Here is a 25,330-nt window from a genome sequence, read left to right as displayed (position 1 = left end):
GGCGGCTGCGGGCTCGGCCGGCGCCGCCACGGGGGCGACCGGCGCCTCGATGGCGCTCGGCACGGACTGCGCCCGGGCCTGGACCGGCAGGAGCGGAGCGGTGGCGCCGACAAGTGCGGCGAGGATCAGCCGGGGGGCGATGCGGTGGGTCATGAATCCGTTCGTCGTCAACACGATGGCCAGGGTCCATAGCGGAAATAAGGCAAGGTGTCGCAACGCGGGATTAACGGGCGCGCGCGATCGCCGCCGTGAGGCTGTCCGGCAACGCGATCGGCCGCCGGCTGGTGGCGTCGACATAGACATGGACGAAATGGCCATGGGCGAGGGTCGTCTCGCCGCCTTGCGCGAAGATGCCGATCTCGTAGCGCTGGCTCGACCGGCCGGCCTCGGCGAAGGAAAGGCCGGCCTCCAGCGGCGCCGGGTAGCTGGCCGGGGCGAAATAGGAGCAGCGCGTGTCGACGACCAGCCCCATCCATGGGCCGGTCACTGGCACCAGGCCGGCCTCGGCGATGAGGAAGGCGTTCACCACCGTGTCGAAATAGGAATAGTAGACGACGTTGTTGACGTGGCCGTACTGGTCGTTGTCCGACCATCGCGTCTGGATCGGCGAGAACCAGGTGAAGTCGCTGCGCGGGCGGGGAGTCGGGCGGGGCGGGATGACATTCATCGGCAGGGGCCTTCACGTGGGCGGCGTGGCATCGGCAGGCTAGGCGAGGAGCGCCGCGGGATCGAGGGGGCGGATGTCGGGCTCGACCCAGGCGAGCCGCGCTTGCGGCGACAGCAGGCGCTCCCGCGTCCAGAAGGTGAAGACGCCGTCCTTGGCGCCGAAGGGGCCCGCCACATAGGCGTTGACCCGGCCGGCGAGATCGGCCGGCGCGCCGGCCTCGAGGAAGCGGGCGGCGGACCAGACGAAATACAGCGTCACCGTCTCGTGGTAGCCGCGCATGGCGTCGTTGACCCTGCCGCCGGCGAGATTATAGGCCTTGATCCCCTCGCGGAGCATCTCGCACGCCGCCGTCTCGCCATGGGTGGCGACATGCCAGAGGCCGGTCGCCAGATGCGCCTGGTGCGTCCAGTCGGCAAAGGGCAGGGTGCGCGCCTGGAACGCCGCGACGATGGCGAGGATCGGTCCGTCCGAGGCGAAGGGCTGGAATGTACGGACCGGCGTGTCCATCGCCATGGCGCGGCTCCCTGCCTCTAGTGAGGGCGTTTCGGCCGGGAGAAGACGAAGATCCGCGCCATCGCGAAATTGGCGACGAAGGCGAGGCCGATGGGCACGATCGCGGCGAGCGACAGGGGGAGATAGCGCACCGCGAAGAGGAAGCTCGTGACCTCGATGGCAAGCCCCACCGTGCCGGAGGCGACGAAGCGCAGATAGGTCGGCCAGGTCAGGCGCCGGCCGCTCTCGGCGGAGAAGGTGAAGAGCGTGTTGAACAGGTAGGAATTCGACACCGCGACCGCCCAGCCCAGCGCCTTGGCGAGGCCGAGGGCCGGGTCGCTCGCGGCAAGGCCGAGGGGGGTGAGCGCCAGCACGGTCACGCCGACGGTGACCGCATAGTTGACGAAGCCGTTGCCGACCCCGATGACGCCGAAGGACAGCACCTTGCGGCCTTCGCGCATCAGGGCGGCGGTGCGGCCGGCGGGCCGGTTCTGTTGTCCGTCATTCATCACAGCGCCGTCGTCTACACGCTTTTGCACCATGAAACAGCCGGCACGCGGTGACCATGATCTGCAATCACCCTTCACGGCGGCGTGAACTCGGCTATCATGATCCCAGTTTCAGGAGCGGTCCCCGGGCCGTCGGCACATGATCATCAGCGACAGGCGCGTCATCGCCTTTCCCGGCAGCGAGACGCCGCCCTTCGGCCTCACCATCGTGGTGCCGGCCTATAACGAAGCCGAGGCTCTCCCGCACACCCACGCCAAGCTGACGGCCTTCGCCCGCAAGCTGAAGGAACAGCGTGGGCTTGCGGTCGAGATCCTCTATGTCGACGACGGCTCGCGCGACGGCACGCTGGCGGTGGCCGAGAGCCTGAGGCCCGATGGTGCCGATGTGCAGGTCATCGGTTTCTCGCGCAATTTCGGCAAGGAGGCGGCCCTGCTCGCCGGTCTCGACAATGCCCGCTACGGTGCCGTGATCTTCATGGATGCCGACGGCCAGCATCCGACCGCGGTGGCCGAGACGCTTGTGTCGCGCTGGCTCGACGAGGGCTATGACGTCGTCTTCACCTACAAGGCCCATCGCCGCGACGAGCCACGCCTGCGCACCCTCTTCGTCAATGCCTTCTACGGCCTGGTCAATGCCGGCGTCCGCCACAAGATTCCGGCCGATGCCGGCGATTTCCGCCTGCTGTCGCCACGGGCCGCGGCGGCCCTGCGCCGCCTGCCCGAGCGCGGCCGCTTCTTCAAGGGCCTGTCGAGCTGGGTCGGCTTCCGCCAGATCGGCATCCCCTACGAGCCGGACGCCCGCGAACAGGGCGAGGCCAAGTGGAGCTTCTGGGGTCTCCTCGCCTTTTCCATCGAGGGCCTGACCGCCTTCTCCATCGTCCCGCTGCGCCTCGCCAGCCTGCTCGGCGCGCTGCTGGCCGCGCTCGCCTTCTGCTACGGCCTGTTCATCGTCGGCGAGACCATCATCAACGGCCGCGGCGTGCCGGGCTATCCCTCGGTCTTCGCCGCCGTCACCTTCATCGGCGGCGTCCAGCTGCTGATGATCGGCGTCCTCGGCGAATATATCGGCAAGATCCTCTCCGAGCTGAAGGGACGGCCGGTCTATCTCGTCGCCGAGCAGAGCCTGAAACGCGCCGCCGACCAGGCCGCGACCACCGACGCTCCTGGCCCGCTCGCCCAGGGCGACTGAGCGCGGACCCGCCCGATGAAGCGCCTGATCCTCTGTGCCGACGACTATGCGCTGGCGCCGGGGGTCTCCCGGGCCATCCGCGAGCTGGCGGCCGCCGGGCGGCTCAACGCCACCTCGGTCATGACGCCGGGACCGGACCTCGCCGCCGAGGCTCGGAGGCTGATGGCGGTCGCGCCGCCCGGGTTCCAGATCGGCCTGCATGTGACGCTCACCGGAGGGCTGCCGCCTCTCACGGCGCCGCGCCTGGCGATGGCGGAGGGCATCGGTTCGCTCCTCATGCGGTCGCATCTGCGCCGGCTGGACCGCGCCGCCGTCGCCGCCGAAATCGCGGCGCAGATGCAGGCCTTCATCGCCGCCTTCGGCGCGCCGCCCGCCTTTGTCGATGGCCATCAGCACGCCCATCTCCTGCCGGGCATCCGCGACCTCGTCGTGGCGGCGGCGGAGCGCCATGCGCCGGGCGCCTGGATCCGCCAGTGCAGCGGGCCGGGCGGCGCCGGGACGGGCCTCAAGGGGCAGGTCATTGCCGGCCTGTCGCGGGGGCTGCGCCGCCTTCTCGTTCGTCACGGCATTGCGACGAATCCGGCCTTTTCCGGCGCTTATGATTTCCGCCGCGCCGCCGAATTCGCCGCCATCTTCCCGGCCTTCCTGGCGCGGTTGCCCGATGCCGGCCTCGTCATGGTCCATCCCGGTCATGTCGACGCGGCACTCCGGCGCGTCGATCCGGTCCTCGCGCCGCGCGCCCACGAATTTGCCTATCTCGCCGGCGACACCTTCCCGGCCGATCTGGCGACGGCCGGCTTCACGCTCGCCTGAATCTGTCCACGTCCCGGCGAATCTTGTTGCGAACGATTTGCAAAAAGGCCAAAGTGCTGTTACGAATCGCCACTGAGGGCTTGTCATGCTGCCGACCTTGCCGGTCGGACGGCGGAACCGGGCCCGGAGTGGGATCACAGGGGGCAGGACATGAATCGCATCGCCGTAGCGGCTGTCGCCGCATCGCTCTCCGCCATGCCGGCCATGGCGGCCGATGTCGGGCGCCCGCAGGCCGCCGCGCCGGCAACAGAGGCCGCAAGTCCCGACGATGCCTTTGGCTTTGTCGACGGCACCGGCGTCGGCAGCGCCGGAGACCGGGGGCTGACGGTCGAGACCACCGCCCGCTTCGGCAAGTTCGACGGCCGCTACACCGGCATCAACACCAAGCTCGAGGCCGGCTGGACGCCGGTCGAGCGCCTGCAGGTGTCGCTGGCGGTGTGGGCCGCCTATCACGACATCCGCAACAACATTGTGCCCGGCTATCCCAACCAGAATCGCTCGACCTTCGACGGTCTCGCCGGCCAGGTGCGTTACCAGTTGCGTGAGCGCGGCGCGGCACCCTTCGATCCCGGCCTCACCGTCGGTCTCGAACTGCGCTGGGGCCGCTATTCCGAAGGGCTCGGCATCGCCGCCGAGCGCTTCGCCGCCACCTTCAAGGTCGCCGCCGATGCCGCCCTGATCGGCGACCGGCTCTACGGCTCGGTCAACCTCAATATCGGTCCGGGCACCGAGCGCCCGCGCGGCGCCCCCGGCTATGCCAACGATTCCGGCCTCGAACTCGGCGGCGCCCTGGCCTGGCGCCTCGGCGAGGGCAGCAGCACCTTCGTCGGCGGCAACCTGCGCTATGTCGCCGCCTATGGGGGCGCCTTCCTCAACCAGTGGGCTGGCCATGCCGTGCTCGTCGGTCCGACCCTCTTCCACAAGATCGGCGATGTCGGCCCGCTGAAGGACACGTCCATTTCGCTCGCCTGGAACGCCCAGGTCTGGGGCCGGGCGGCGGGCGCCGCGACCGGCGGCCTCGACCTCGTCAATTTCGAGCGCCACCAGGTGCGGGTGAAGCTCGGCGGCGCCTTCTGACCGGCGGTCGCCCCGGTCGCCGTGCACAGCCGCGTGAGCGCGGCTGCCGGGTGCTTCCGTCTTCGCCATGGATCGGCCATAACTCGTGCTGACAAGGCATGGCCATGGCACGTTTCTTCTTCAACCGCAGGGCCCAGGATCCGGAAACGGCGGACGCGTCGCGCCGCCTGACGACCCTCGTCCGCACGATCCTCGCCCTCACCGAGGACGATGGCGTCACCGTCAGCGAGATCGCCTGTTCGCATCCCGAATGCGGCGACGCCGAAACCGTCATCCTCATCATGCGCGCCGGACGCCGCACCGAAGCGGTGAAGGTGCTGAAGGCCATGCGCCTCGTCACCGAGGAGGCGTTGCGCCAGGCCCTCGCCGGTGCGCCCTCCGATGCGCTGTCCTGACATGGCCCTTCCCATGCCGCGGGGCGTGTGATTCATGAGGATGCGCGCCGGGGATATCGTCCCACGCCCAGGGCCGCCGACCGTCCGCACCGCCCATCCCTTTCCGACACGTTCCGGGGTTCCCTCATGCTTCCCATCGCCCTAGCAGCAGGATCGGCCGGCCTCGCGCTGGCCGTGGCGAGGATCGTCGGATGGGTCGATCTGCCGCCCTATGTGTTCATCCTGACCCTGGTGGCCGCCGCCGTCGCCTGGCTGTCGCGGCCGACATCGACGCTCATCCGGGCGATCATCGCCTTCCTCGTTGTCTGGCACCTCCTCTCGCTGGCCATCCTGCTCGCCAACGAAACGGGCCTGATCTCCGAGGCGCTCGGCCCCTATCTGCCGACCCGGGCGAGCATCCTCCTGTCGGTCATCTTCGCCCTTGGCGTCTATGGCCTGAGCTTCGTCGGCACGATCCGCCAGATCACCAATCTCGCCGATCCCTTCTTCGAGACCCGCGACCAGGGCGTCGTGCAACTGCCCTTCGGCATCGCCTTCCGCCTGCAGGAGCGCTATGTCGCGCATGGCCTGCTCTACATCCTGCTCGTCATCAACATCGCCCAGGTGCTGGCGACGGTGCTGCTCAACCAGTGGAACAACCGCTTCTACACCGCACTCCAGCAGCGCGCCGAGGCGACCTTCTGGGTCGAACTGCAATATTTCACCATCGTCGCCTTCCTTTGGGTGATCCTCGCCGTTTACGAGCTCTATCTCACCCAGTTCACGCAGATGCGCTGGCGCCGCTGGATGACTGCCAAGCTGACGGGCCACTGGCTCGACGATGGCGGCCATTACCGCATGCGCCTGCAGGGCAGCCAGGCCGACAACCCCGACCAGCGCATCGCCGAGGACGTCAGGCTGTTCACCGACAACACGCTCGGCCTGATGATCCGCTTCTTCTCGGCGATCCTGTCGCTCTATGCCTTTGTACTCATCCTCTGGGGCCTGTCGGCGAGCTTCAAATACAACGTATTGGGCTTCGACCTCGAATCAATCCCAGGCTACCTCGTCTATGCCGCCCTCTTCGTCGCCATCTTCGGGACGGTCTGCGCCCATCTCATCGGTCGCAAGCTGATCGGCATCAATTTCCTGCGTCAGCGCTACGAGGCGGACTTCCGCTATGCGCTCGTGCGCGTGCGCGAGAACGACGAGCAGATCGCCCTCCTCAAGGGCGAGAATGCCGAGGCCCAGGGCCTCACCCGCCGCTTCACCAATGTCGTGTCGAACTGGTTCGACTACATGAAATACACCAAGCGGCTCACCTGGTTCACCAGCTTCGTCAACCAGGCCTCGGTGATCTTTCCCTTCATCCTGCTCGCGCCCGCCTATTTCTCCGGCGCGGTGCAACTCGGCGCCCTGACCCAGACAGCCGGCGCTTTCGGCCGGGTGGAATCGGCCCTTCTCATCTTCACCAACCTTTATGCCTCCCTGGCGGACTACAAGTCGGTGATCGATCGCCTCACCGGCTTCGAGAAGTCGGCCGACGGCGCCCGGGCGAAGCCGGCGACCGCCATCGACACCGTCCGCGACGGGGACCGTCTGCAGCTTGCCAACCTCGCCGTCACCCTGCCTGATGGTCAGCAGCTCGTCTCCGCCCCCGACCTCACCGTCAATGCCGGTGAACGCGTGCTGGTCACCGGCCCGTCGGGCTCGGGCAAGTCGACGCTTTTCCGCGCCATTGCCGGCATCTGGCCGCATGGGTCAGGGACCGTCGTCTCGCCCGCTGCTGCCGACATCATGCTGCTGCCGCAGCGGCCCTATTTCCCGGTGGCGACGCTGCGCGATGCGGTCACCTATCCGGCCGAGCGCGGCGCCTATTCCGATGCCGCGATCGTCGAGGCGCTGGAGGCGATGAACCTTGGGGCGCTGGCGAACCGCCTCGACGAGGAGGCCGCCTGGCACCAGATCCTGTCTGGCGGCGAGCAGCAGCGTCTGGCCCTCGCCCGCGCACTGCTGTGCAAACCCGACTGGCTGTTCCTCGACGAGGCGACGGCTGCCATCGACGAGACCGGCGAGGCCGCCCTCTACAAGGCGCTCTGCGATCGGCTGCCGAATTCCACGATCGTCTCGATCGGCCACCGCTCGACGCTGGTGAATTTCCACGACCGCCGCATCCACCTTGTCAAGGACGAGACCGGGCTTCACATCGCCGGCGACGCGCCGCTGATGGCCCTGGCCAAGGCCTGAGACGCGGTCAGAAGGCCGGTTCGAAGGTCACCGTGCCACGCAGGCCGGTAAAGGTCATCCCGCGCGCGCCGTGCGGGCGCCAGCGCGTCGCGCCCTGGATCGCCCAGAAGATGGCGCGCTCCTGCCGGTCGATCTCGCCGCCGCATTTCCGCTCGATGAAGTTCAGCGGCCCGAAGCGGATATCGCTCGGGCCGGCATTGCGGCGATAATCGGCGCTGACCGGGTTGCAGCCGCCGAAGCCGGTCATCCTCAGGCCCGGCGTGAAGGTGAAGGCCGGCCGGTCCGTCGCCACCGGGCGCCGGCCGTTGATCGACACCACCGCGAGCCGCACCCCGGCGGGGAAGCTGTGATAGAGCAAGACATCGGCGCGCGTCGGCGGACGCTGGCGCTGCGGCTCCTGCCGGCGCTGGGCTTCCGCCGTCGCCGAGGCGGTGATGAGGGCCGCCGCCGCCAGGGCCGCGACGGTCATGGGACGTGTTGAGGTCATGGACCCGGTTTAGGCAGGTGGGGCCGGCGGTTCAACCCCGCCCGTGTCTCAGCCCGCCTGCTGCAGCCCCTCGCGCGCCCAGCTCTCCCGCTTGCGGTAGATGGTGGACGGGCTGATCTCGAGGGCGGCGGCGGCCCGCGACAGGTTGCCGTCGAAGGCGGCGAGCGCCGTCTCGATGATCCGCTTCTCCTGCACCCAGAACGGCTCAACCGACGGCCTCAGATCGGCCACCGGCGCCAGCGCCGGTCTGCCGACCGTCGCCGCGGGCTGGGAACCATGGGCGAGCGCCAGCGGCAGCATCGGCGCGGTCACATGCGCGCCGTCATGCATGACGACGAGGCGACGGATGACGTTCTGCAACTGCCGGACATTGCCCGGCCAGGCATAGCCGGCGACGATCTGCGCCGCCGCCGTGTCAAAGCCGCGGAAATGCCGGCCCTCTTCGGCCGAGAAGCGCGCGAGGAAGGCCTCTGCCAGGGTCAGCACGTCGTCGCCGCGCCGGCGGAGCGGCGGCAGATGGATCGGCAGCACACAGAGGCGGTAATAGAGGTCCTCACGGAACCGTCCCGCGGTGACATCGGCCAGCGGGTCGCGGTTGGTGGCGCAGACGAAGCGCACGTCGACCGCGCGGGTGCGGGTGTCGCCGACGCGCCGCATCTCCCCGGTCTGGATGAAGCGCAGCAGCTTGGTCTGGAGGGCGAGGTCCATCTCGCAGATCTCGTCGAGGAACAGCGTCCCGCCATCGGCGAGTTCGGCGGCGCCGGCGCGGTCTTCCGTCGCCCCGGTGAAGGCCCCCTTCACATGGCCGAAAATCTCGCTTTCCATCAGGTCCTTGGGGATGGCGCCGCAGTTCAGCGCCACGAAGCGCGTGGCCGGTCGACCGGAATGGGTGTGGATCGCCTGGGCGGTGACCTCCTTGCCCGTGCCGCTCTCGCCGGTGACGAAGACCGGCGCCCTGGAGGGGCCGATGCGGCGGATCTGCTCGTAGACCTCGGTCATGGCCGGGGAGGCGCCGATGAAGCCCTCGAAGTCGGTGGCCTCGCGCCCGCCGGGCCGGAGCGGCCGCACCGGCGCGCGCTCGGCGGCGATCAGCTTGCCGACGCGCCGGACAAGGTCCGGCCCCGACAGCGGCTTGCCGGCGACGTCGCTGGCTCCAGCGCGCATCGCCTCGACGGCGAAGCCAAGAGAGACTCGGGCGCTGGTGGCCAGGATCGGGCCTTCATAGCCGGCGAAGCGGAGGGCCTCGATATCGCCGGCATGGGGGGCCGCGGCGCCGTCCGTCGACATGATCACGAGGTCGGGATCGCGCTGGTCGAGGATCTCAAGCCCGTGGTCGACGGTCTCCGCCACGCGGCAATCGATCTCGCCCGCCAGCGCCTGACCGGCCAGGCGCCGGAAGGCCGGATCGGCATCGATGATCAGGATGAGACGCCGGACAAGCCGGGGCGCGGGCTCTTCTGGGCCCTGGAAAGGCATCATGGCCGGGCGACCCCTCACGCGGACCGAACTGCAATGCGGCCACTCTCCATGATCAGGGTAAACGCCGCGTTTCCACTCCCTTGCCAAATCGGTCGAACAGCGTCCCGAAACGGAACGGGCCCGCGTCAGCGGGCCCGTCACAGATCGGCAGATCGGGCGATGTCAGAGGCGGCCGCCGTCGCCGCGGCCCGGGCCGCCGTGGTGGCGCTCCCAATGTCCACCACCACCATAGCCGCCGCCCCAGCCGCCACCATAGCCGCCGCCATGACCGCCGCGACCCTCGCGCCAGCCACCGCCGCCCATCATCATCCGGCCACCGCGCTGCATCATGCGGTCGACACGGCGCTTCTGGCCATCATCGAGCGAGGCATAGAGCGGTGCCGCCGCATCGGCGAGCTTGCGCATCGTCGCGGCATTCTCGCCCATGCGGTCGGCCATGGTGCGCAGGCGCTGCACCGGATCAGGGCGGGCTGCGGCGTCGCGGTTCTCGCGCATGTCGCGCCGGCGCTCCATGCGCTCGGCCATGCGCTGGCTGCGCTGGGTGGCCGCCTCGCGCATCGCGGTTTCCAGCGCGGGCCAGTGCCGCTCCTGCTCGCTGGTGAGGCGGAGCATCGCCTTGAAGCCGGCGATCCGTGCATCCGTCATGGCGGCGCGGTCCTCCGGGTTCATCTGCATCATGCGGCCCGGGCCACCGCGATAGCCTTCGGCACCGGGGCCGCGGGGACCCGCCTCCGCATGGGGGCCGCGCGGGCCACCCGGGCCCGGCTGGGCCATGGCGACGGCGCCGAGCGCCATGGTGGCTGCGAGGCCCGCGGCAATGATCATGGTCTTCATGGGAAAGTCTCCTCGTGGGTTGACCCCAGTTCGATGAGGAGAATTTACGCCGCCAGGGCCGATCGACCGAGTTAAACTTCGTTCATGTGGCCGGGGGCTTCGGTGCCCCTGTCGCGCCGAATTCGGCAAAGAGCTTTTCGAGCTGGCCCAGTTGCTGGTCCTGGACTTCGCGGCCAGCCTCGAACATGCGCCCCATCGTGGCGGTCCAGGTATCGGCCGCCTGCTGGCCGATCGTGCGCGGTCCGCTGGTCTCGGTCTGGGGCGCCTGCGGGTTCATGGCGGCGGCGAGCAGCGGATTGGCCGCCTGCATCTGGCGGGCGATCTCCATCATCTGCTCAAGGCCGGGCATGGCCGGCATCGCCGCCGGCTTCGGGGTGGCTGCGGGACCGAAGAAATTGGTGAACATGCCCATCATGCCACCCATCGGATCGGCCGCCGCCGTCGCCTGCGGCGGCATCATTCGCGTGATCATGGCGGTCATCATGTCGCCGAGCGGGTTCTGTCCACTCATCGCGCCCTTCATCAGGCCGCCCATCAGGAGCGAGGCCATCATTGGCATGACCTGTCGCATCGCCTCCTGCTGCATGCCGGTCGCCAGCGCGGTCTGCTGGGCGATGGCCTGGGTGAGTTCGGGCGTGCCGAAGATGCGGGTCAGGGCCTGCTGGCCCGCCGCGATCATCGTCTGGCCCGCCTGCAGGGGCTGTTCGAACATCTGGGCGTAATTGGTGCCGGTCGTGAACAGGCCGAAGAGATTGGCCATGTCCGCGGGCGACTGCGTCGCGCGGTTGAGACCCAGCGAAAAGGCCGGCAACAGCGCGTCCATCGCCGTCTTGACCTGCTGCGGCGCCATGCCGAACTGCGCGGCGAACTGGTCGAAGCCCTGTTTTTCCTGCGCCTGGGCGAGGATGTCGGCGAGGTTGAACATCGGATGGCTCTCCTTGGGTCGATGGCCGACCTGTTCGCCGGCCATCTAACCACGGCGCCCGGCCAGCGTCACGACCCCGCTGTGGCCCCCTTGCCCGAGGTGAACGGCGACAGCGCGCTGGCGGGCCCGGCGGCCGGCGGCGGATCGCCGGGCGGACGGGTTGCCAGCCGGTCGATGACCCTGAAACAGATGACCATGGACAGGATGCCGAACAGGATCCCACCGGCGGCCTGGCCGGCGATGATGCCCTGCGCGCCCATGTCCGGGCCGGCGATCCAGGCCCCCGCCATGGCGAAGGGGACGGTGCCCACTGTCGCGCGCGCCCAGTTCAGCGCCGTCGAATAGGTCGGGAAGCCGAGATTGTTGAAGGCGGCATTGCCGACGAAGACCGCGCCGTTGAAGGCCCATCCGAGCGAGGCATAGACGCAGAAGAAGGCGATGACCGCGGCGGAGGTCCCGGTGGCATCGAAGAGCCGGACGACATGGGGCGACAGCGCGAGCAGCGCCAGCCAGACGGCGACACCGTAGAGGCTGAGGAAGACCAGCGCGTCGACCAGGGTCTGCCGGACGCGGCCGAATTGCCGGGCGCCGACATTCTGCCCCATGATCGGCCCGACCGAACCGGACAGGGCGAAATAGGCGCCGAAGGCGACCGGTACCAGGCGGCCGAGCACCGCCCAGCCGGCGACCGCGCCGTCTCCATAGCGGGCGATCATCGCGGTGACGATGCCGTTGCCGACGGGCGTTGCGATATTGGTCAGCACCGCCGGAACGGCGATGGCAGCGATCGGCCGGATGTCGCCGACGACATCCGCGAGGACCGGCCGGGCGGTGAGCCGATGCACCAGCGTCACGCCGCGCAGGCCGACATAGGCCATGGCGCAGCGCGAGATGATCGAGGTGATCGCCGCCCCATCAACGCCGAGGCCGAGCGCGAAGATGAACACCGGATCGAGGATGGCCGTGACGATCCCGCCGGTCAGCGTCACCCACATCGCGCGCTTGGCATCGCCGATGGCCCGCAGGATCGCGGCATACATCATGCCGAGGCCGAGAAAGGCCGTGGCAGGCACCACCATCCAGAGGAAGCGGTCGGCGATGGCGAGCGTCCGGCCCGTCGCGCCGAGGGAGGTGAGCAGGAAACCGGATACGGGGAGCATCATCGCCGACAGGATGGCCATCGCGACGGCCATGCCGATCAGGCTGGAGGTGGCCAGCCGCCGCGCCTTCTCCCGGTCGCCGGCACCCAGCGCCCGCGACACCAGCGCCGTTCCGGCGATCGACAGGCCGATGGCGACGGAGGTCAGGAAGAACAGGACCGTGCCCGCATAGCCGATGGCGGCGGCCAGCTCCTGCTCGCCGAGCTGGGCGATGTAGAACAGGTTGAGGAGGTCGACCATGAAGACGGCCATCAGACCGACCGACCCGGTGAGGGTCATGACGATCACATGGCGCATGGTCGAGCCCTGCGTGAACTTTCCGGGCATGCGGGCCGGGGCGGCGGCTGTCATCCCGAGAACCTCGTCTCGTCCGCGAGAACGTCCTCGGCCTCCGGGTTGAGGGCCTTCGCCTTGCGGGCGGGCTCGACCAGCGGTGCGGGCGTCACGCGCTGCTGGTGCATGAGGTGGCGGCCGGCCTGGATGCCCTCGTGCATCTGCAGTTCCAGTCGCGCCGCATCCCGCTTGCGCAGGTCGGCCACCGTCTGGGCGGCGGTTTCGCGGTCGATGCCGAGCGCGACCAGCGCCTCGCGCCCGAAGACCAGCGCGCTCTCCAGCACCTCGCGGATCTCGTAGTCGACGCCCTCCTCTCGCAGCTTGATCGTGTGCTGCCGGTCGAAGGCGCGCACGAAGAGCTTGGCGAGGGGGAACTCGGCCTTGATCAGCTCGACGATCTTGTCGGAGGCCTCCTGCTTGTCGACGCAGACGCAGATGAGCCGGGCCGTGCCCGCGCCGGCGGCGCGCAGCACGTCGAGGCGGGTGCCGTCGCCGTAATAGATGCGGAAGCCGAAGGTGCCGGCCGCCTGGATCATCTGGACGTCGTTGTCGATGATGGTGACCTCCGCCCGCTCCGACAGCAGCGCCTGCGATGCCACCTGGCCGAAGCGGCCGAAGCCGATCATCAGCACCTCGCCGGTGAGGCCGTCGGCGACCTCCACGGCCTCAAGGGAGGGGGCCTTGGGCGCGGCGATAAGGAAGCGCAGGCCCATCAGCGCCAGCGGCGTCAGCACCATGGAGATGATGACGATGGCGGTCAGCGTGGCATTGGCGCGGCCGTCGATCAGCCCCGTGCTGGTGGCGGCCGCATAGAGGACGAAGGCGAACTCGCCGCCCTGCGCCATCATCAGGGTGCGCTCCATCGCCTCCCCGTGGCTGGAGCGCGTGAGCCGCGCGACGGCATAGATGCCGATGCCCTTGGCCACCATATAGGCCACGACCGCGACGGCGATCAGCGCCCAGCTGGCCATCACCACCGACAGGTCGAGCGACATGCCGACCGCCATGAAGAACAGTCCGAGCAGGATGCCGCGGAACGGCTCGACATCGGCCTCCAGCTGGTGACGGAAGGTGGATTCCGACAGCAGCACGCCGGCGAGGAAGGCGCCCATGGCCATGGACAGGCCGCCGAGCTGCAGGGCGAGGGCCGATCCGAGCACGACGAGCAGGGCTGCCGCGGTCATCACCTCGCGGGCGCCATAGGCGGCGAGGAAGCGGAACAGCGGATTGAGGAGGAAGCGGCCGCCGACGATCAGCGCGGCGACGGCGCCGACGCCGATGGCGACCGCGATGAGCCGCGAGGTCAGGTTGCCGTCCTGGGCGCCGATGACGGTGGGGGCGAGGAAGGCGACCAGCGCCAGCAGCGGCACGATGGACAGGTCCTCGAGCAGCAGGATGGAGACCATCTTCTGCCCGGGCGGGGTGTTGAGCTCGCCGCGCTCCTCCAGCGTCTGCATGACGATGGCGGTCGAGGTGAGGACGAAGCCGGCGGCGGCGACGAAGGAGACGGCGAGGGGGAAGCCGCCGGCGAGCCCCATCGCGGTCAGCAGGGCGGTACAGACGCCGACCTGCAGCAGGCCAAGTCCGAAGATCTGCTTGCGCAGGCTCCACAGCCGCGCCGGCCGCATCTCGAGCCCGATGATGAAGAGGAACATCACGACGCCGAGTTCGGCGATGTGCAGGATCGATGCGGGGTCAGAGATCAGCCGCAGGCCGAAGGGGCCGATGGCCAGGCCTGCCGCGAGATAGCCGAGGATCGATCCCAGCCGCGCCCGGCGGAACAGCGGCACGGCGATCACCGCCGCGGCCAGCAGCGTGACGGCGGGAATCACGAAAGCGGTGGGGGAATGGGCGTCGGCCATGCGCTCGCGGGGAAAGGACGGGGAACTGGACAATACCGTCTGTCCGTCACTGCTTATCTAGGCCGCAAATCGGCGAACCGCATCCATGTGTTTTCACGCATGGCGCAGGGTCCGCCGGCGACAGGCTGACGGCCGTTGTGCCGCGCCGGATCTCAGCCCGTGCCGCCGACTGTGATCCGCTCCATCTTCAGCGTCGGCTGGCCGACGCCGACCGGCACCCACTGACCGGCCTTGCCGCAGGTGCCGATGCCGGTGTCGAGGCTCATGTCGTCGCCCACCATCGTGACCCGCTTCATGTCGGCCGGGCCCGAGCCGATCAGCATCGCGCCCTTCACCGGCGCGCCGACCCGTCCGTTCTCGATGCGGTAGGCCTCGGTACACTCGAAGACATATTTGCCGGAGGTGATGTCGACCTGGCCGCCGCCGAAGCTGACGGCATAGAGCCCGTTCTTCACGCTGGCGAGGATCTCGTCCTTCGTGTGGGCTCCGCCGAGCATGTAGGTGTTGGTCATCCGCGGCATGGGAACATGGGCATAGCTCTCGCGCCGGCCGTTGCCGGTGGCGGCGACGCCCATCAGCCGGGCGTTCTGCCGGTCCTGCATGTAGCCGACGAGGCGCCCGTCCTCGATCAGCACGGTGCGGTGCGAGGCGGTGCCCTCGTCGTCGATGGAGATCGAGCCGCGGCGGTCGGCAATGGTGCCGTCATCGACAACGGTGACGCCCTTCGCCGCCACCATCTCGCCCATGAGACCGGCGAAGGCGGACTGGCCCTTGCGGTTGAAATCGCCCTCGAGGCCGTGGCCCACCGCCTCGTGGAGCATCACGCCGGGCCAGCCCGGGCCGAGCACCACGTCCATCTCGCCGGCAGGGGAGGGGATGCTCTCCAGATTGACCAGCGCCTGGCGGATCGCCTCGTCGGCGGCGTGTTGCCAGCGCCCCTCGGTGATGAAGCCCGCATAGCCGGCACGGCCGCCGAAGCCGTGGCTGCCGGCCTCCTGGCGGTCGCCGGACCCGGCGACGACCGTAACGTTGAGGCGTACCAGCGGCCGCACGTCACGGAAGGTCTCGCCGTCGGGCCGGAGGATCTCGACCACCTGCCACGAGCCGGCCAGCGACACCGTCACCTGCCTGACCTTCGGATCGCGTGCCCGCGCATAGGCGTCGATCGTCTCCATCAGCCTGACCTTCTCGGCGAAGGCGGGCGCATCCAGCGGGTTGTCGTCGGCATAGAGCCGGACATTGGAGCGGATGGGCCCGGCGGCCAGCGTGCCGGCATAGCCGCCCGCCACCGCCTTGACCGTTTCCGCGGCCCGCTTCAGCGCCGCTTCCGACACGTCGGAGGAATGGGCATAGCCCACCGCCTCGCCCTTGACGGCGCGCAGGCCAAATCCCTGGCCGTTATCGGTGCCCGCCTGCTTCAGCCGGCCATTGTCGAAGAGCAGCGATTCCGATTGCTTGTACTCGATGAACAGTTCGCCGTCGTCGGCACCGGCCAGGGCCTCGTCGAGGATGGCGCGGGCCCGGACCGGATCGAGGTCGGCGCGGGCGAAGAGGGACAGGTCGGCCATGGCGGCTCCGGCGCGAGAAAACAGGGACTGACAGGCTATCTAGGGTGCCTGCCGCCGCGACGCGAGCCCGTCGCCCTCAGGGCAGGGCGTCGAAGCCCGGCTTGAACCCGTTGAGCGAGACCGGCACGCCGATCCCCTCCTCCGGGGTCTGAAAGATGATGAAGGTCGCGGTCTGGCCGCCGGAGAGCTGGGCGAGCAGATTGTCGTCCATCACCACCTCGGCGACGCAGCCCGAGGGCAGGCAGCGCACGAAGCCGGCACGGCCGACATCGGCATTGTCGATCTTCAGGCCGAGCCCCGAAGGCAGAAGCACGCCGAGTGGCGCCAGCACACGCAGCAGGCGTGCCCTGCCGTCGGCGGTCTTCAGGGCGATCACGGTGAGGGCGACGTTGGGCCGGTCCTCGGCCGCCACGTTCTGCACCAGGGCGCATTGTTCGGAGCGCGAGCCCGGCGGCGTGTCGCAGCGGACCTGCCAGTCGCCATGGGTGGCGCGGACCGCGCCCTGGGCGAGCGCCGCGCCGCCGACGGCGACAAGCGCCAGCGCGGCCAAGGCTACGCCCCTGAGGCCACGGCGCAGGCCCGTCCTCGGCAGTCGCGGCTGTGTCGGCATGGTCATCCGTGGGGCTCCGGAGCTCGGGGCACGAGGGTGTGCGGGCGTCGCCGGGTCGGAAAACCCGGCCGACGAATCGCCGCCAGCCCGCAGGCCGGGCGATGCGACCGCGAGGGACCATTCCCGCGCAATGGTGTCAAGATTATGCGCGCGTGGACGCCGGGTCATGCCGATTCCACGGGGCACGATCGCCTTTCGACCAATTCCAAAGCCGGGGCCTCGCGGTTATAAGCAGATCGGCTCGCATGCGGTCGGCTGGGCTTTGAAAAGCTCTAAACGGTCGCATTGCGAGCATAGCGTTTTTGTGTTTCAAGGGGCCGGCAAACCCTCAGCTGGGCCGCTTGTGAGACGCATTGATCGGAGATGCGTCCCCGGTCGTACAGAAGAGGCAGCCGAAAGCCGGCGTGCGGTCAACCGATCCGCCGGGACTGCGAGCGACAACAGAGACAGGGTCGATGTCCGGCGATTTTCGGCCCTTGGCGACGGAGCAGAAGAACATGGGTTTGGCGATGCGGAACGGCGCGCCGGCAGTCCGGGGTGGAAAAGCCGCCTTCGGGCTGCGTGTGTCGGGTGCCTTGGCGCTTTTGGCCGCGATGACGGCCTCGGGTGAGGCTGTCGCGCAACAAGGCCTCGGGCAACCGGTGCCGGGAGGCCTTGCCTTCCAGGAATCCGCATCGCCGATCATGGATTTCATCATCTGGTTCCATAACTGGCTGCTGCTGCCGATCATCACGATCATCTGCATCTTCGTCGCCGGTCTGCTCCTCTGGTGCATCTATCGCTATTCCGAGGGGCGCAATCCGAAGCCGTCCACGACCACCCATCACGTCGGCCTCGAAGTGGCCTGGACGGTCATCCCGGTGGTGATCCTGATCATCATCGCCATTCCGTCCTTCCGGCTGCTCTATCAGCAGCAGGTCATCCCGCGCGCCGACATGACGATCAAGGCGACAGGCGCGAGCTGGCGTTGGTCCTATGATTATCCCGACCACGGCAACTTCAACTTCGTGTCCAACATGCAGACGGATGCCGAGCGCCAGCAGCGCATCCAGGCCGGAACCCCTGCCCATGAGGTGCCGCGCCTGCTCGCCGTCGACAACGAGGTCGTCGTGCCTGTCAACAAGGTGATCCGCGTTCAGGTCACGTCCTCCGACGTCCTGCATGCCTTCGCCGTGCCGTCCTTCGGCATCAAGATCGACGCTGTTCCGGGCCGCCTCAACGAGACGTGGTTCCGCGCCACCCGCGAGGGCATCTATTTCGGCCAGTGCTCCGAACTCTGCGGCAAGGATCACGCCTTCATGCCGATCGCGGTCCGCGTCGTCTCCGAACAGGCCTTCGCCGCCTGGGTCGAGGATGCCAAGCGCCGCTTCGCCTCCGCCGACCGGCCGACGACCGTCGCCGCCAACGACATCCCCGCGGCGCGCTGACGCGCCGCCCCCGAGACGATACCTGTCGAGGATCGAACCCATCATGGCAAACGCTCACGCGACCGCCGGTCACGACCATCACGACGATCACGCCATCCCCACCGGCTGGCGTCGCTACGTCTATTCGACGAACCACAAGGACATCGGCACGATGTACCTGATCTTCGCGATCATCGCGGGGCTCATCGGGTTCGCTCTCTCCATCGGCATCCGCATCGAGCTGATGGAACCGGGGATGCAGATCTTCACCAATCCCCACACCTTCAACGTCTTCACCACCGGCCACGGCCTGATCATGATCTTCTTCATGGTCATGCCGGCCCTCATCGGCGGCTTCGCCAACTGGTTCGTGCCGATCATGATCGGCGCGCCGGACATGGCCTTCCCGCGCATGAACAACATTTCGTTCTGGTTGCTCCCGCCGGCCTTCGCACTGCTGCTGATCTCCCTCTTCGTCGAGGGGCCGACGGGCTCCAACGGCTTTGGCGGTGGCTGGACAGCCTATCCGCCGCTCTCCTCGAAGATGGGCCATCCGGGTCCGGCCATGGATTTCGCGATCCTGTCGCTCCACATCGCGGGCGCCTCGTCGATCCTCGGCGCGATCAACTTCATCACCACCATCTTCAACATGCGTGCGCCGGGCATGACGCTGCACAAGATGCCGCTCTTCGCCTGGTCGGTCCTCGTCACGGCTTTCCTGCTGCTGCTGTCGCTGCCCGTTCTCGCCGGCGCCATCACCATGCTGCTGACGGACCGCAATTTCGGCACGACCTTCTTCGACCCGGCCGGCGGCGGTGATCCCATCCTCTACCAGCATCTGTTCTGGTTCTTCGGCCACCCCGAGGTCTACATCCTGATCCTGCCGGCCTTCGGCATTATCAGCCACATCGTGTCGACCTTCTCGCGCAAGCCTGTCTTCGGCTATCTCGGCATGGCCTATGCCATGGTCGCCATCGGCGTCGTCGGCTTCATCGTCTGGGCGCACCACATGTACACGGCCGGCCTCTCGGTCACGACCCAGGCCTATTTCGTCGCCGCCACCATGGTCATCGCGGTGCCGACCGGGGTGAAGGTCTTCTCCTGGATCGCCACCATGTGGGGCGGATCGATCCGCATGACCACCCCGATGCTCTGGGCGGTCGGCTTCATCTTCCTCTTCACCGTCGGTGGCGTCACCGGCGTCGTCCTCGCCAATGCCGGCGTCGACCGTGCCCTCCATGACACCTATTATGTCGTCGCGCACTTCCATTACGTGCTGTCGCTCGGCGCCGTCTTCGCCATCTTCGCCGGCTGGTATTACTGGTTCCCGAAGATGTTCGGCTACATGTACTCCGAGTTCATCGGCAAACTGCACTTCTGGGTGACCTTTGTCGGCGTCAACCTGGTGTTCTTCCCGCAGCACTTCCTCGGGCTGCAGGGCATGCCGCGCCGCTATGTCGACTATCCCGATGCCTTCGCCATGTGGAACTACGTCTCGTCGATCGGCTCCTATATCGCCGCCGTCGGCGTGGTCATCTTCCTCGCCGGCGTCGTCCAGGCCTTCATGCGCAAGCAGGCAGCGGGCGAGAATCCGTGGGGCGAGGGTGCGACCACCCTGGAATGGACCCTGTCCTCGCCGCCGCCGTTCCACCAGTTCGAGCAGCTTCCGCGGATTCGCTGACGTCCTCGCCACACTGAAGCCCGGAGCATGATGCCCCGGGCTTCGGCTCCGGACAGGGATGTCCGTCATCCCGCCAACCCTTTGAGACCGTCTTGTCCCTTGTCGACGACACTTCGAGCATGAACCGCTCCGCCCTGGTCAGCCAGGCCGAGCCGCGGGACTTCATTGCGCTGCTGAAGCCGCGGGTCATGTCGCTCGTCGTGTTCACGGCGCTGACCGGGATCGTCATCGCGCCCGGCGGGGTCCATCCGGTCCTGGCCGCGATCAGCCTCCTGTGCATCGCAGTGGGGGCCGGCGCCTCCGGCGCGCTGAACATGTGGTACGACGCCGATATCGACGCGCTCATGGGCCGGACCGCCACCCGCCCGATCCCCGCCGGCCGTGTCACGCCGGGCGAGGCACTCGCCTTCGGGCTGGTCCTGTCGGTGCTCTCGGTGCTGGTTCTCGGACTGGTCGCCAACTGGCTCGCCGCCGGCCTTCTCGCCTTCACCATCTTCTTCTATGCCGTCATCTACACGATGTGGCTGAAGCGCTGGACGCCGCAGAACATCGTCATCGGCGGGGCTGCCGGCGCCTTTCCGCCGATGATCGGCTGGGCCGCGGTCACCGGCTCGGTCTCCCTCGAATCCCTCGTGCTCTTCCTCATCATCTTCATCTGGACGCCGCCCCATTTCTGGGCGCTGGCGCTGATCAAGTCGGAAGACTACGCGCGGGCCGGCGTGCCCATGCTGCCCGTCGCCTGTGGCGAGGCGGAGACCCGCCGCCAGATCCTCCTCTACACGCTGGTCCTCGCCCCGGTCGGCATGGCGCCCTGGTTTCTCGGCTTCGCCGGCCTGACCTATGGCGTCGTCGCGGCGGCCGGCGGCCTCGGCATGATCTGGCTCGCCATCGAGATCTACCGCCGCCGGGAAGGCGCGGCTGCCCGCAAGGCGTCCGGCCGCATGTTCGCCTTCTCGATCCTCTATCTGTTCGCGCTCTTCGCCGTGCTCCTTGTGGAGCAGGGTATCCTTGCGCGGATCCTCTGAGAGGAGGCAATGTCCATGGCCGAACAACCCACTGAAGCCGGCATCGTCCTGACGCCCGAAGAGAAACGTCGCCAACGTCAACGCAACATTGCCATCGCCCTGGCCCTCGCAGGGCTTTGTGTGATCTTCTGGATTGTCACCATGGTGAAGGGCGCTGCCATCCTGCAGCGGCCGATGTGAGGCGGATATGAGCCATAGTCCCGTCGAAATCACCCCGCAGCCCCGTGACTGGAAGCGCGACATCAAGGTTGCGCTCTCCGCCTTTGCCTTCGGCACGGCCATGTTCGGCGCGGCCTATGCCGCCGTGCCGCTCTACGACCTGTTCTGCCGCGTGACCGGCTTCGGCGGCACGACGATGCGCGCCGAGCGGCCTGCCGACCGCATCATCGACCATCCCGTCGACATCCGCTTCGATTCCAATATCGGCGCCGGCCTGCCCTGGCGCTTCCAGGTCGACACCACCCGCCATCAGATCAAGGCGGGCGAGACCCACACGATGACCTACCGGGTCACCAACATGGCGGATGTGCCGGTCACCGGCATGGCGACCTACAACGTCGCCCCCTACGAGACCGGGCGCTTCTTCAACAAGCTCGAATGCTTCTGCTTCACCGAGCAGACCCTTGCCCCTGGCGAGTCGCGCGAGTTCACCGTCGTCTATTTCGTCGATCCTGCGATCGTTGACGATCCGTCGGCGCGCACTGCCAATACGATCACCCTGAGCTATACCTTCTACCGCCAGAATCAGCCGCCGCGGCCCGTTGCCCAGAACACCGGGACCCCGCCTGTTTCACGGTCCAACTGATTGACCGCCGCGACGGGTGACCGTCGCGGAGAGCCATACGGAGACTTCAATGGCCGAGGCCCACGCCAAGCAACAGCACGACTACCACCTGGTGCCCCTGAGCCCCTGGCCGTTCATTGGCTCGATGTCAGCCTTCGTCATGGCCGTCGGTTCGGTCATGTGGATGAAGGCCATGCCGCTGGCCGGGCTGCAACTCGGCTGGGTCATCTTTTCCGTCGGCCTCATCGGCATTCTCTACACGATGTTCGGCTGGTGGTCTGACGTCATCCGCGAAGGACAGGAAGGGCATCATACCCGCGTCGTGTCGCTGCACCTGCGCTACGGCATGATCATGTTCATTGCCTCGGAGGTGATGTTCTTTGTCGCCTGGTTCTGGGCCTATTTCGACGCCGCCTTCTTTCCCGGCGAGGCGATCCAGTACCAGCGCACCGAACTGACCGGTGGTCACTGGCCGCCGAAGGGCATCGCGACCTTCGACCCGCTGCAACTGCCCCTGCTCGGCACCCTGGTTCTGCTGCTGTCCGGCACCACGGTCACCGCCGCCCACCACTACGTCGTCACTGGCGAGCGCGAGCAGGCCAAGATGTACCTGTGGTTCACGGTGATCCTCGGCGTGCTCTTCACCTGCCTCCAGATCTACGAGTACACCCACGCCTATTTCAGCTTCTCCGGCAATATCTATGGCGCGACCTTCTTCATGGCGACCGGTTTCCACGGCTTCCATGTCGTCGTCGGCACCATCTTCCTGCTGGTCTGCGTGTTGCGCCTCTACAAGGAAACGCATCTGACCCCGGAAAAGCACTTTGGCTTCGAATCGGCCGCCTGGTACTGGCACTTCGTCGACGTGGTCTGGCTGTTCCTCTTCGCCGCAATCTATGTCTGGGGCCATGACTGGGCGGGCCGCGCGCTCGCCGGTGCGGCCGGCCATTGATCTGCGGACCCCGATCCGACATCGAAAGGGCGGCTTCGGCCGCCCTTTTCCTTGGGCGGCGCGGTCCATTCCGGTCACGGCCTTGTCATGTGTCTCTGCCGGGCGATCCATGGCTCAATACCGTCCGGAAACCCGCGATGATGGTGGTGCGATGCCGATGACTCGACGCATGTTCACGACGGCCCTTTCGGTCCTCGCCGCGCCGGCACTGCTGCCTTCGGCGGCGGAGGCGGCCGTTCCCGTCGAGCGCGCCTATCGCCATGTTCTGGCCAACGGCCTCGAGGTCGTCGCCATCCCGGATCACCGCGTGCCGGTTGTCACCCACATGCTCTGGTACAAGGTCGGCTCCGCCGACGAGGAGCCGGGCAAATCGGGCCTCGCCCATTTTCTCGAGCATCTCCTGTTCAAGGGAACAACCCGCAACCCGGCGCCAGTCTTTTCGCGCGCCATCTCGGCCGCCGGCGGCCAGGAGAACGCCTTCACCTCCTATGATTTTACGGGCTATTTCCAGCGCATCGCCCGCGAGCAGTTGCCGGTCATGATGGATTTCGAGGCCGATCGGATGACCGGCCTCGTCCTCACCGATGCCGTCGTCCTGCCCGAGCGCGACGTGGTCCTCGAGGAGCGCCGCCAGCGCATCGACAACGAACCCGGCGCCCGCCTCGGCGAGCGGATGCAAGCCCGTCTCTGGGGCGAGACCCATCCCTACGGCATTCCGATCATCGGTTTCGAGCACGAGATCCGGCAGCTCAACCTCGATGACGCCATGGCCTTCTATCGCCGCCATTACGCGCCGAACAATGCGATCCTCGTGGTCGCGGGCGACGTCACGGCCGACACCGTCTTCCGTCTCGCCGGCGAGACCTACGGGCGGATGGACGCCAATCCCCGCATCGTCGCCCGGACCCGGCCACCGGCCATCGGCCGTACGACGCGCGAAAGGGTCCGGCTCGCCGACCAGCGCGTCCGCCAGCCGAGCCTCACCCATACCCATGTCGTCCCCTCCTACCGCTCGGCCCGGCCCGGAGAGGCGGAGGCGCTTGAGGTCCTGTCCCAGGTGATCGGATCCTCGCCCAACGGCACCATGTACAAGACGCTGGTCTCCGACAGGCAGATGGCGGTCAGCGCCGGCTGTTTCTATGTCGGCTCGTCCCTTGGCGATGGCCGGTTCGGAATCCATGCCGCCCCGCGCCCCGGCGTCAGCATCGAGGTCCTCGAGGCCGCCATGCTCGAGGTCGCCGCCCGCGTCGCCCAGGAGGGCGTCCGCGACGACGAGATCGCCCGCGCCAAGACGCGCCTTATCGCCGAGTCGGTCTATTCCCAGGACAGCCAGGCCTCGATGGCCCGCATGTATGGCGCGGCCCTCAGCAGCGGAGCCACGATGGACGACCTGCGGCAATGGGTGGAGCGCATCCGGTCGGTCAGCCGTGATCAGATCAACGCCATGGCGCCGCGGGCCTTCGATTTCTCGCGCGCGGTCACCGGCGAACTCGCGCGCGCGGAGCGCAGCTGATGCGCCGCGCCCTTCTGTGTCTCGCCGCCGGAATCCTGATGATGACGCCCGCCCTGACAGCGCCCGCTGCGGCACAGACTGCGGTCCCCGCGAGCCAGGCGAGCCGCATCGAGCGTGTCGTCTCGCCCGGCGGCATCGAGGCCTGGCTCGTGCGCCAGACGCACTTGCCCATCCTCGCCGTGTCCTTCGCCTTCCGGGGCGGCACGGCCCAGGACCTGCCCGGCCGCGAGGGGACCGCCAATCTGATGACCGCCCTGCTCGACGAAGGCGCCGGCGACCTCGATTCGGAGGCCTTTAACGGCCGCCTCCAGGACCGCGCCATCGAGGTCAGCTTCTCTGCCAGCCGGGATCTCTTCTCGGGCTCGCTGCGCACGCTGACCGAGCACCGCGCCGAGGCCCTCGACCTGTTACGGCTCGCCCTGACCCGCCCGCGCTTCGACCCGGCACCGCTGGAGCGCATGCGCCAGGCGGTCCTCGCCTCTGTCCGCCGCGCCTCGACCAATGCCGGGTCCATCGCCAGCGACACGTTCTGGGCGACGGCCTTTCCCGGCCATCCCTATGGCCGGCGCGGCGCCGGCACGCTCGACAGCGTCGCCGCCATCACCGCCGCCGATCTCTCCACGCTCCATCGCCGCCTGCTGGCGCGCGATCATCTGAAGATTGCCGTGGTCGGCGACATCACCGCCGCCGAGCTCGCCCCTCTGCTCGACATGGTCTTCGGCGACCTGCCGGCGAAAGCCGAGCTCACGCCCGTGCCCGAGGCCGTCATCGCCGGAACCGGCGAGCGGCGGGTCATTCCGCTCGACGTGCCGCAGGCGACCATCTCCTTCGGCCTGCCCGGCCTGAAGCGCGACGACCCGGACTTCATCCCCGCCTTCGTCCTCAACCACATCCTCGGCGGCAGCGGATTTTCCTCGCGCCTCTATCAGGAGGTGCGCGAGAAGCGCGGCCTCGCCTATTCCGTCTCCTCCGGCCTCGCCGCCTTCGATGCCGCGGGCCTCGTGACGGGCGGGACCTCGACGCGCAACGACCGCGCCGCCGAGAGCCTCGCGGTGATCACGGCGGAACTCAAGCGCCTCGGCGCCGAGGGGCCGACCGAGCTCGAACTGGAACAGGCCAAGCGCTACCTGATCGGCTCCTGGGCCCTGCGCTTCGAGACCTCCACGCAGATCGCCTCCAACCTCATCCGCCTGCAGCTCGACGGGTTCCAGCCTGACTATCTCGACCGCCGCAACGGCCTGATCGATGCGGTCAGCCTCGACGACGTACGCCGTGTCGCCCGCCGGCTGTTCGGCGATCCGAAGATGCTGGTCGTCGTGGTCGGCAAGCCCGAGGGGATGTGA

At 68.1% G+C, this 25,330-nt stretch carries 24 protein-coding genes; 13 read left to right on the top strand and 11 right to left on the bottom strand.

Annotated elements, in window-relative coordinates; genetic code table 11:
- Window positions 1-223: 223 nt before the first annotated feature.
- From Q0C57_RS15350 to Q0C57_RS15340, 3 genes are read right to left on the bottom strand one after another with little or no spacing between them, the layout of a single operon-like run.
- Complete coding sequence (locus tag Q0C57_RS15350; protein WP_296577307.1) at window positions 224-667, bottom strand: thioesterase family protein; 444 nt, start codon at window positions 665-667, stop codon at window positions 224-226.
- A gap of 39 nt (window positions 668-706) precedes the next feature.
- Window positions 707-1,180, bottom strand: a complete 474-nt coding sequence (locus tag Q0C57_RS15345; RefSeq protein WP_296577306.1) for a hypothetical protein — start codon at window positions 1,178-1,180, stop codon at window positions 707-709.
- Window positions 1,181-1,197: 17 nt separating this feature from the next.
- Entirely contained in the window at window positions 1,198-1,668 is a 471-nt protein-coding gene (locus Q0C57_RS15340) for a GtrA family protein (RefSeq protein WP_296577305.1), read from the bottom strand.
- A gap of 139 nt (window positions 1,669-1,807) precedes the next feature.
- Here Q0C57_RS15340 and Q0C57_RS15335 point away from each other — a divergent pair, with 139 nt between their 5' ends.
- From Q0C57_RS15335 to Q0C57_RS15315, 5 genes are all read left to right on the top strand, one after another.
- The gene (locus Q0C57_RS15335; protein WP_296577304.1) at window positions 1,808-2,857 is read left to right on the top strand and encodes a glycosyltransferase family 2 protein; all 1,050 of its coding nucleotides are present in this window, start codon (window positions 1,808-1,810) and stop codon (window positions 2,855-2,857) included.
- Between the two features lie 15 nt (window positions 2,858-2,872).
- Window positions 2,873-3,670 (top strand): ChbG/HpnK family deacetylase, encoded by a 798-nt coding sequence (locus tag Q0C57_RS15330; RefSeq protein ID WP_296577303.1) that lies wholly within the window; start codon window positions 2,873-2,875, stop codon window positions 3,668-3,670.
- A 150-nt stretch (window positions 3,671-3,820) separates the two neighbouring features.
- Window positions 3,821-4,747: a hypothetical protein gene (locus tag Q0C57_RS15325; RefSeq protein ID WP_296577302.1), complete on the top strand. Its 927-nt coding sequence runs from the start codon at window positions 3,821-3,823 to the stop codon at window positions 4,745-4,747.
- Window positions 4,748-4,851: 104 nt separating this feature from the next.
- Complete coding sequence (locus Q0C57_RS15320; RefSeq protein WP_296577301.1) at window positions 4,852-5,142, top strand: hypothetical protein; 291 nt, start codon at window positions 4,852-4,854, stop codon at window positions 5,140-5,142.
- Window positions 5,143-5,268: 126 nt separating this feature from the next.
- Window positions 5,269-7,368 (top strand): ABC transporter ATP-binding protein/permease, encoded by a 2,100-nt coding sequence (locus Q0C57_RS15315; RefSeq protein WP_296577300.1) that lies wholly within the window; start codon window positions 5,269-5,271, stop codon window positions 7,366-7,368.
- A 7-nt stretch (window positions 7,369-7,375) separates the two neighbouring features.
- Here the strand turns inward: Q0C57_RS15315 and Q0C57_RS15310 are convergent, their stop codons facing one another.
- The 8 genes from Q0C57_RS15310 to Q0C57_RS15275 form a co-directional block, all read right to left on the bottom strand.
- Window positions 7,376-7,837 carry an META domain-containing protein gene (locus Q0C57_RS15310; protein ID WP_296577299.1) on the bottom strand — a complete coding sequence of 154 codons (462 nt, stop codon included), beginning with the start codon at window positions 7,835-7,837 and terminating at the stop codon, window positions 7,376-7,378.
- A 66-nt stretch (window positions 7,838-7,903) separates the two neighbouring features.
- Window positions 7,904-9,334 carry a sigma-54 dependent transcriptional regulator gene (locus Q0C57_RS15305; protein WP_296577298.1) on the bottom strand — a complete coding sequence of 477 codons (1,431 nt, stop codon included), beginning with the start codon at window positions 9,332-9,334 and terminating at the stop codon, window positions 7,904-7,906.
- A gap of 162 nt (window positions 9,335-9,496) precedes the next feature.
- On the bottom strand, window positions 9,497-10,168 hold the full coding sequence (locus tag Q0C57_RS15300) for a Spy/CpxP family protein refolding chaperone (protein ID WP_296577297.1): 672 nt from the start codon (window positions 10,166-10,168) through the stop codon (window positions 9,497-9,499).
- 82 nt (window positions 10,169-10,250) lie between these two features.
- Window positions 10,251-11,093, bottom strand: a complete 843-nt coding sequence (locus Q0C57_RS15295) for a DUF937 domain-containing protein (protein WP_296577296.1) — start codon at window positions 11,091-11,093, stop codon at window positions 10,251-10,253.
- 68 nt (window positions 11,094-11,161) lie between these two features.
- Window positions 11,162-12,604: an MATE family efflux transporter gene (locus Q0C57_RS15290; RefSeq protein ID WP_296577295.1), complete on the bottom strand. Its 1,443-nt coding sequence runs from the start codon at window positions 12,602-12,604 to the stop codon at window positions 11,162-11,164.
- Window positions 12,601-14,448: a monovalent cation:proton antiporter-2 (CPA2) family protein gene (locus tag Q0C57_RS15285; RefSeq protein WP_296577310.1), complete on the bottom strand. Its 1,848-nt coding sequence runs from the start codon at window positions 14,446-14,448 to the stop codon at window positions 12,601-12,603. Before Q0C57_RS15285 ends, Q0C57_RS15290 begins: the two co-directional genes overlap by 4 nt.
- Before the next feature lie 152 nt (window positions 14,449-14,600).
- Window positions 14,601-16,016: a metalloprotease TldD gene (gene tldD / locus Q0C57_RS15280; RefSeq protein WP_296577294.1), complete on the bottom strand. Its 1,416-nt coding sequence runs from the start codon at window positions 16,014-16,016 to the stop codon at window positions 14,601-14,603.
- Between the two features lie 76 nt (window positions 16,017-16,092).
- Window positions 16,093-16,626 (bottom strand): invasion associated locus B family protein, encoded by a 534-nt coding sequence (locus tag Q0C57_RS15275; protein ID WP_296577309.1) that lies wholly within the window; start codon window positions 16,624-16,626, stop codon window positions 16,093-16,095.
- A gap of 593 nt (window positions 16,627-17,219) precedes the next feature.
- Between Q0C57_RS15275 and coxB the strand changes: the two genes are divergently transcribed.
- From coxB to Q0C57_RS15235, 8 genes are all read left to right on the top strand, one after another.
- Window positions 17,220-18,053, top strand: coding sequence for a cytochrome c oxidase subunit II (coxB, locus tag Q0C57_RS15270; protein WP_296577308.1), 834 nt, complete (start codon window positions 17,220-17,222; stop codon window positions 18,051-18,053).
- Between the two features lie 43 nt (window positions 18,054-18,096).
- Window positions 18,097-19,713: a cytochrome c oxidase subunit I gene (gene ctaD / locus Q0C57_RS15265; protein WP_296577293.1), complete on the top strand. Its 1,617-nt coding sequence runs from the start codon at window positions 18,097-18,099 to the stop codon at window positions 19,711-19,713.
- A 119-nt stretch (window positions 19,714-19,832) separates the two neighbouring features.
- The gene (locus Q0C57_RS15260; protein WP_296577292.1) at window positions 19,833-20,738 is read left to right on the top strand and encodes a heme o synthase; all 906 of its coding nucleotides are present in this window, start codon (window positions 19,833-19,835) and stop codon (window positions 20,736-20,738) included.
- Between the two features lie 15 nt (window positions 20,739-20,753).
- A complete protein-coding gene (locus Q0C57_RS15255; protein ID WP_296577291.1) occupies window positions 20,754-20,918 on the top strand; it encodes a CoxF protein in 165 nt (54 codons plus the stop codon).
- Window positions 20,919-20,925: 7 nt separating this feature from the next.
- The gene (locus tag Q0C57_RS15250; RefSeq protein ID WP_296577290.1) at window positions 20,926-21,543 is read left to right on the top strand and encodes a cytochrome c oxidase assembly protein; all 618 of its coding nucleotides are present in this window, start codon (window positions 20,926-20,928) and stop codon (window positions 21,541-21,543) included.
- Window positions 21,544-21,592: 49 nt separating this feature from the next.
- Entirely contained in the window at window positions 21,593-22,474 is an 882-nt protein-coding gene (locus Q0C57_RS15245) for a cytochrome c oxidase subunit 3 (RefSeq protein WP_296577289.1), read from the top strand.
- Window positions 22,475-22,643: 169 nt separating this feature from the next.
- Window positions 22,644-23,987 (top strand): pitrilysin family protein, encoded by a 1,344-nt coding sequence (locus Q0C57_RS15240; protein ID WP_296577288.1) that lies wholly within the window; start codon window positions 22,644-22,646, stop codon window positions 23,985-23,987.
- Window positions 23,987-25,330 (top strand): pitrilysin family protein, encoded by a 1,344-nt coding sequence (locus tag Q0C57_RS15235; protein ID WP_296577287.1) that lies wholly within the window; start codon window positions 23,987-23,989, stop codon window positions 25,328-25,330. The genes Q0C57_RS15240 and Q0C57_RS15235 overlap by 1 nt, the downstream gene beginning before the upstream one ends.

It is taken from the genome of Phreatobacter sp. (assembly GCF_022843985.1).
In the GTDB taxonomy this organism is placed as follows: Bacteria; Pseudomonadota; Alphaproteobacteria; order Rhizobiales; family Phreatobacteraceae; genus Phreatobacter.
This window is presented reverse-complemented; position numbering and strand designations above follow the sequence as displayed.

What these genes read in the sequence shown, in the direction of transcription:
- Q0C57_RS15350 (WP_296577307.1), bottom strand. Translation starts at nt 667, where the DNA reads ATGAATGTCATCCCGCCCCGCCCGACTCCCCGCCCGCGCAGCGACTTC.
- Q0C57_RS15345 (WP_296577306.1), bottom strand. Translation starts at nt 1,180, where the DNA reads ATGGCGATGGACACGCCGGTCCGTACATTCCAGCCCTTCGCCTCGGAC.
- Q0C57_RS15340 (WP_296577305.1), bottom strand. Translation starts at nt 1,668, where the DNA reads ATGAATGACGGACAACAGAACCGGCCCGCCGGCCGCACCGCCGCCCTG.
- Q0C57_RS15335 (WP_296577304.1), top strand. Translation starts at nt 1,808, where the DNA reads ATGATCATCAGCGACAGGCGCGTCATCGCCTTTCCCGGCAGCGAGACG.
- Q0C57_RS15330 (WP_296577303.1), top strand. Translation starts at nt 2,873, where the DNA reads ATGAAGCGCCTGATCCTCTGTGCCGACGACTATGCGCTGGCGCCGGGG.
- Q0C57_RS15325 (WP_296577302.1), top strand. Translation starts at nt 3,821, where the DNA reads ATGAATCGCATCGCCGTAGCGGCTGTCGCCGCATCGCTCTCCGCCATG.
- Q0C57_RS15320 (WP_296577301.1), top strand. Translation starts at nt 4,852, where the DNA reads ATGGCACGTTTCTTCTTCAACCGCAGGGCCCAGGATCCGGAAACGGCG.
- Q0C57_RS15315 (WP_296577300.1), top strand. Translation starts at nt 5,269, where the DNA reads ATGCTTCCCATCGCCCTAGCAGCAGGATCGGCCGGCCTCGCGCTGGCC.
- Q0C57_RS15310 (WP_296577299.1), bottom strand. Translation starts at nt 7,837, where the DNA reads ATGACCGTCGCGGCCCTGGCGGCGGCGGCCCTCATCACCGCCTCGGCG.
- Q0C57_RS15305 (WP_296577298.1), bottom strand. Translation starts at nt 9,334, where the DNA reads ATGATGCCTTTCCAGGGCCCAGAAGAGCCCGCGCCCCGGCTTGTCCGG.
- Q0C57_RS15300 (WP_296577297.1), bottom strand. Translation starts at nt 10,168, where the DNA reads ATGAAGACCATGATCATTGCCGCGGGCCTCGCAGCCACCATGGCGCTC.
- Q0C57_RS15295 (WP_296577296.1), bottom strand. Translation starts at nt 11,093, where the DNA reads ATGTTCAACCTCGCCGACATCCTCGCCCAGGCGCAGGAAAAACAGGGC.
- Q0C57_RS15290 (WP_296577295.1), bottom strand. Translation starts at nt 12,604, where the DNA reads ATGACAGCCGCCGCCCCGGCCCGCATGCCCGGAAAGTTCACGCAGGGC.
- Q0C57_RS15285 (WP_296577310.1), bottom strand. Translation starts at nt 14,448, where the DNA reads ATGGCCGACGCCCATTCCCCCACCGCTTTCGTGATTCCCGCCGTCACG.
- tldD (WP_296577294.1), bottom strand. Translation starts at nt 16,016, where the DNA reads ATGGCCGACCTGTCCCTCTTCGCCCGCGCCGACCTCGATCCGGTCCGG.
- Q0C57_RS15275 (WP_296577309.1), bottom strand. Translation starts at nt 16,626, where the DNA reads ATGCCGACACAGCCGCGACTGCCGAGGACGGGCCTGCGCCGTGGCCTC.
- coxB (WP_296577308.1), top strand. Translation starts at nt 17,220, where the DNA reads ATGACGGCCTCGGGTGAGGCTGTCGCGCAACAAGGCCTCGGGCAACCG.
- ctaD (WP_296577293.1), top strand. Translation starts at nt 18,097, where the DNA reads ATGGCAAACGCTCACGCGACCGCCGGTCACGACCATCACGACGATCAC.
- Q0C57_RS15260 (WP_296577292.1), top strand. Translation starts at nt 19,833, where the DNA reads ATGAACCGCTCCGCCCTGGTCAGCCAGGCCGAGCCGCGGGACTTCATT.
- Q0C57_RS15255 (WP_296577291.1), top strand. Translation starts at nt 20,754, where the DNA reads ATGGCCGAACAACCCACTGAAGCCGGCATCGTCCTGACGCCCGAAGAG.
- Q0C57_RS15250 (WP_296577290.1), top strand. Translation starts at nt 20,926, where the DNA reads ATGAGCCATAGTCCCGTCGAAATCACCCCGCAGCCCCGTGACTGGAAG.
- Q0C57_RS15245 (WP_296577289.1), top strand. Translation starts at nt 21,593, where the DNA reads ATGGCCGAGGCCCACGCCAAGCAACAGCACGACTACCACCTGGTGCCC.
- Q0C57_RS15240 (WP_296577288.1), top strand. Translation starts at nt 22,644, where the DNA reads ATGTTCACGACGGCCCTTTCGGTCCTCGCCGCGCCGGCACTGCTGCCT.
- Q0C57_RS15235 (WP_296577287.1), top strand. Translation starts at nt 23,987, where the DNA reads ATGCGCCGCGCCCTTCTGTGTCTCGCCGCCGGAATCCTGATGATGACG.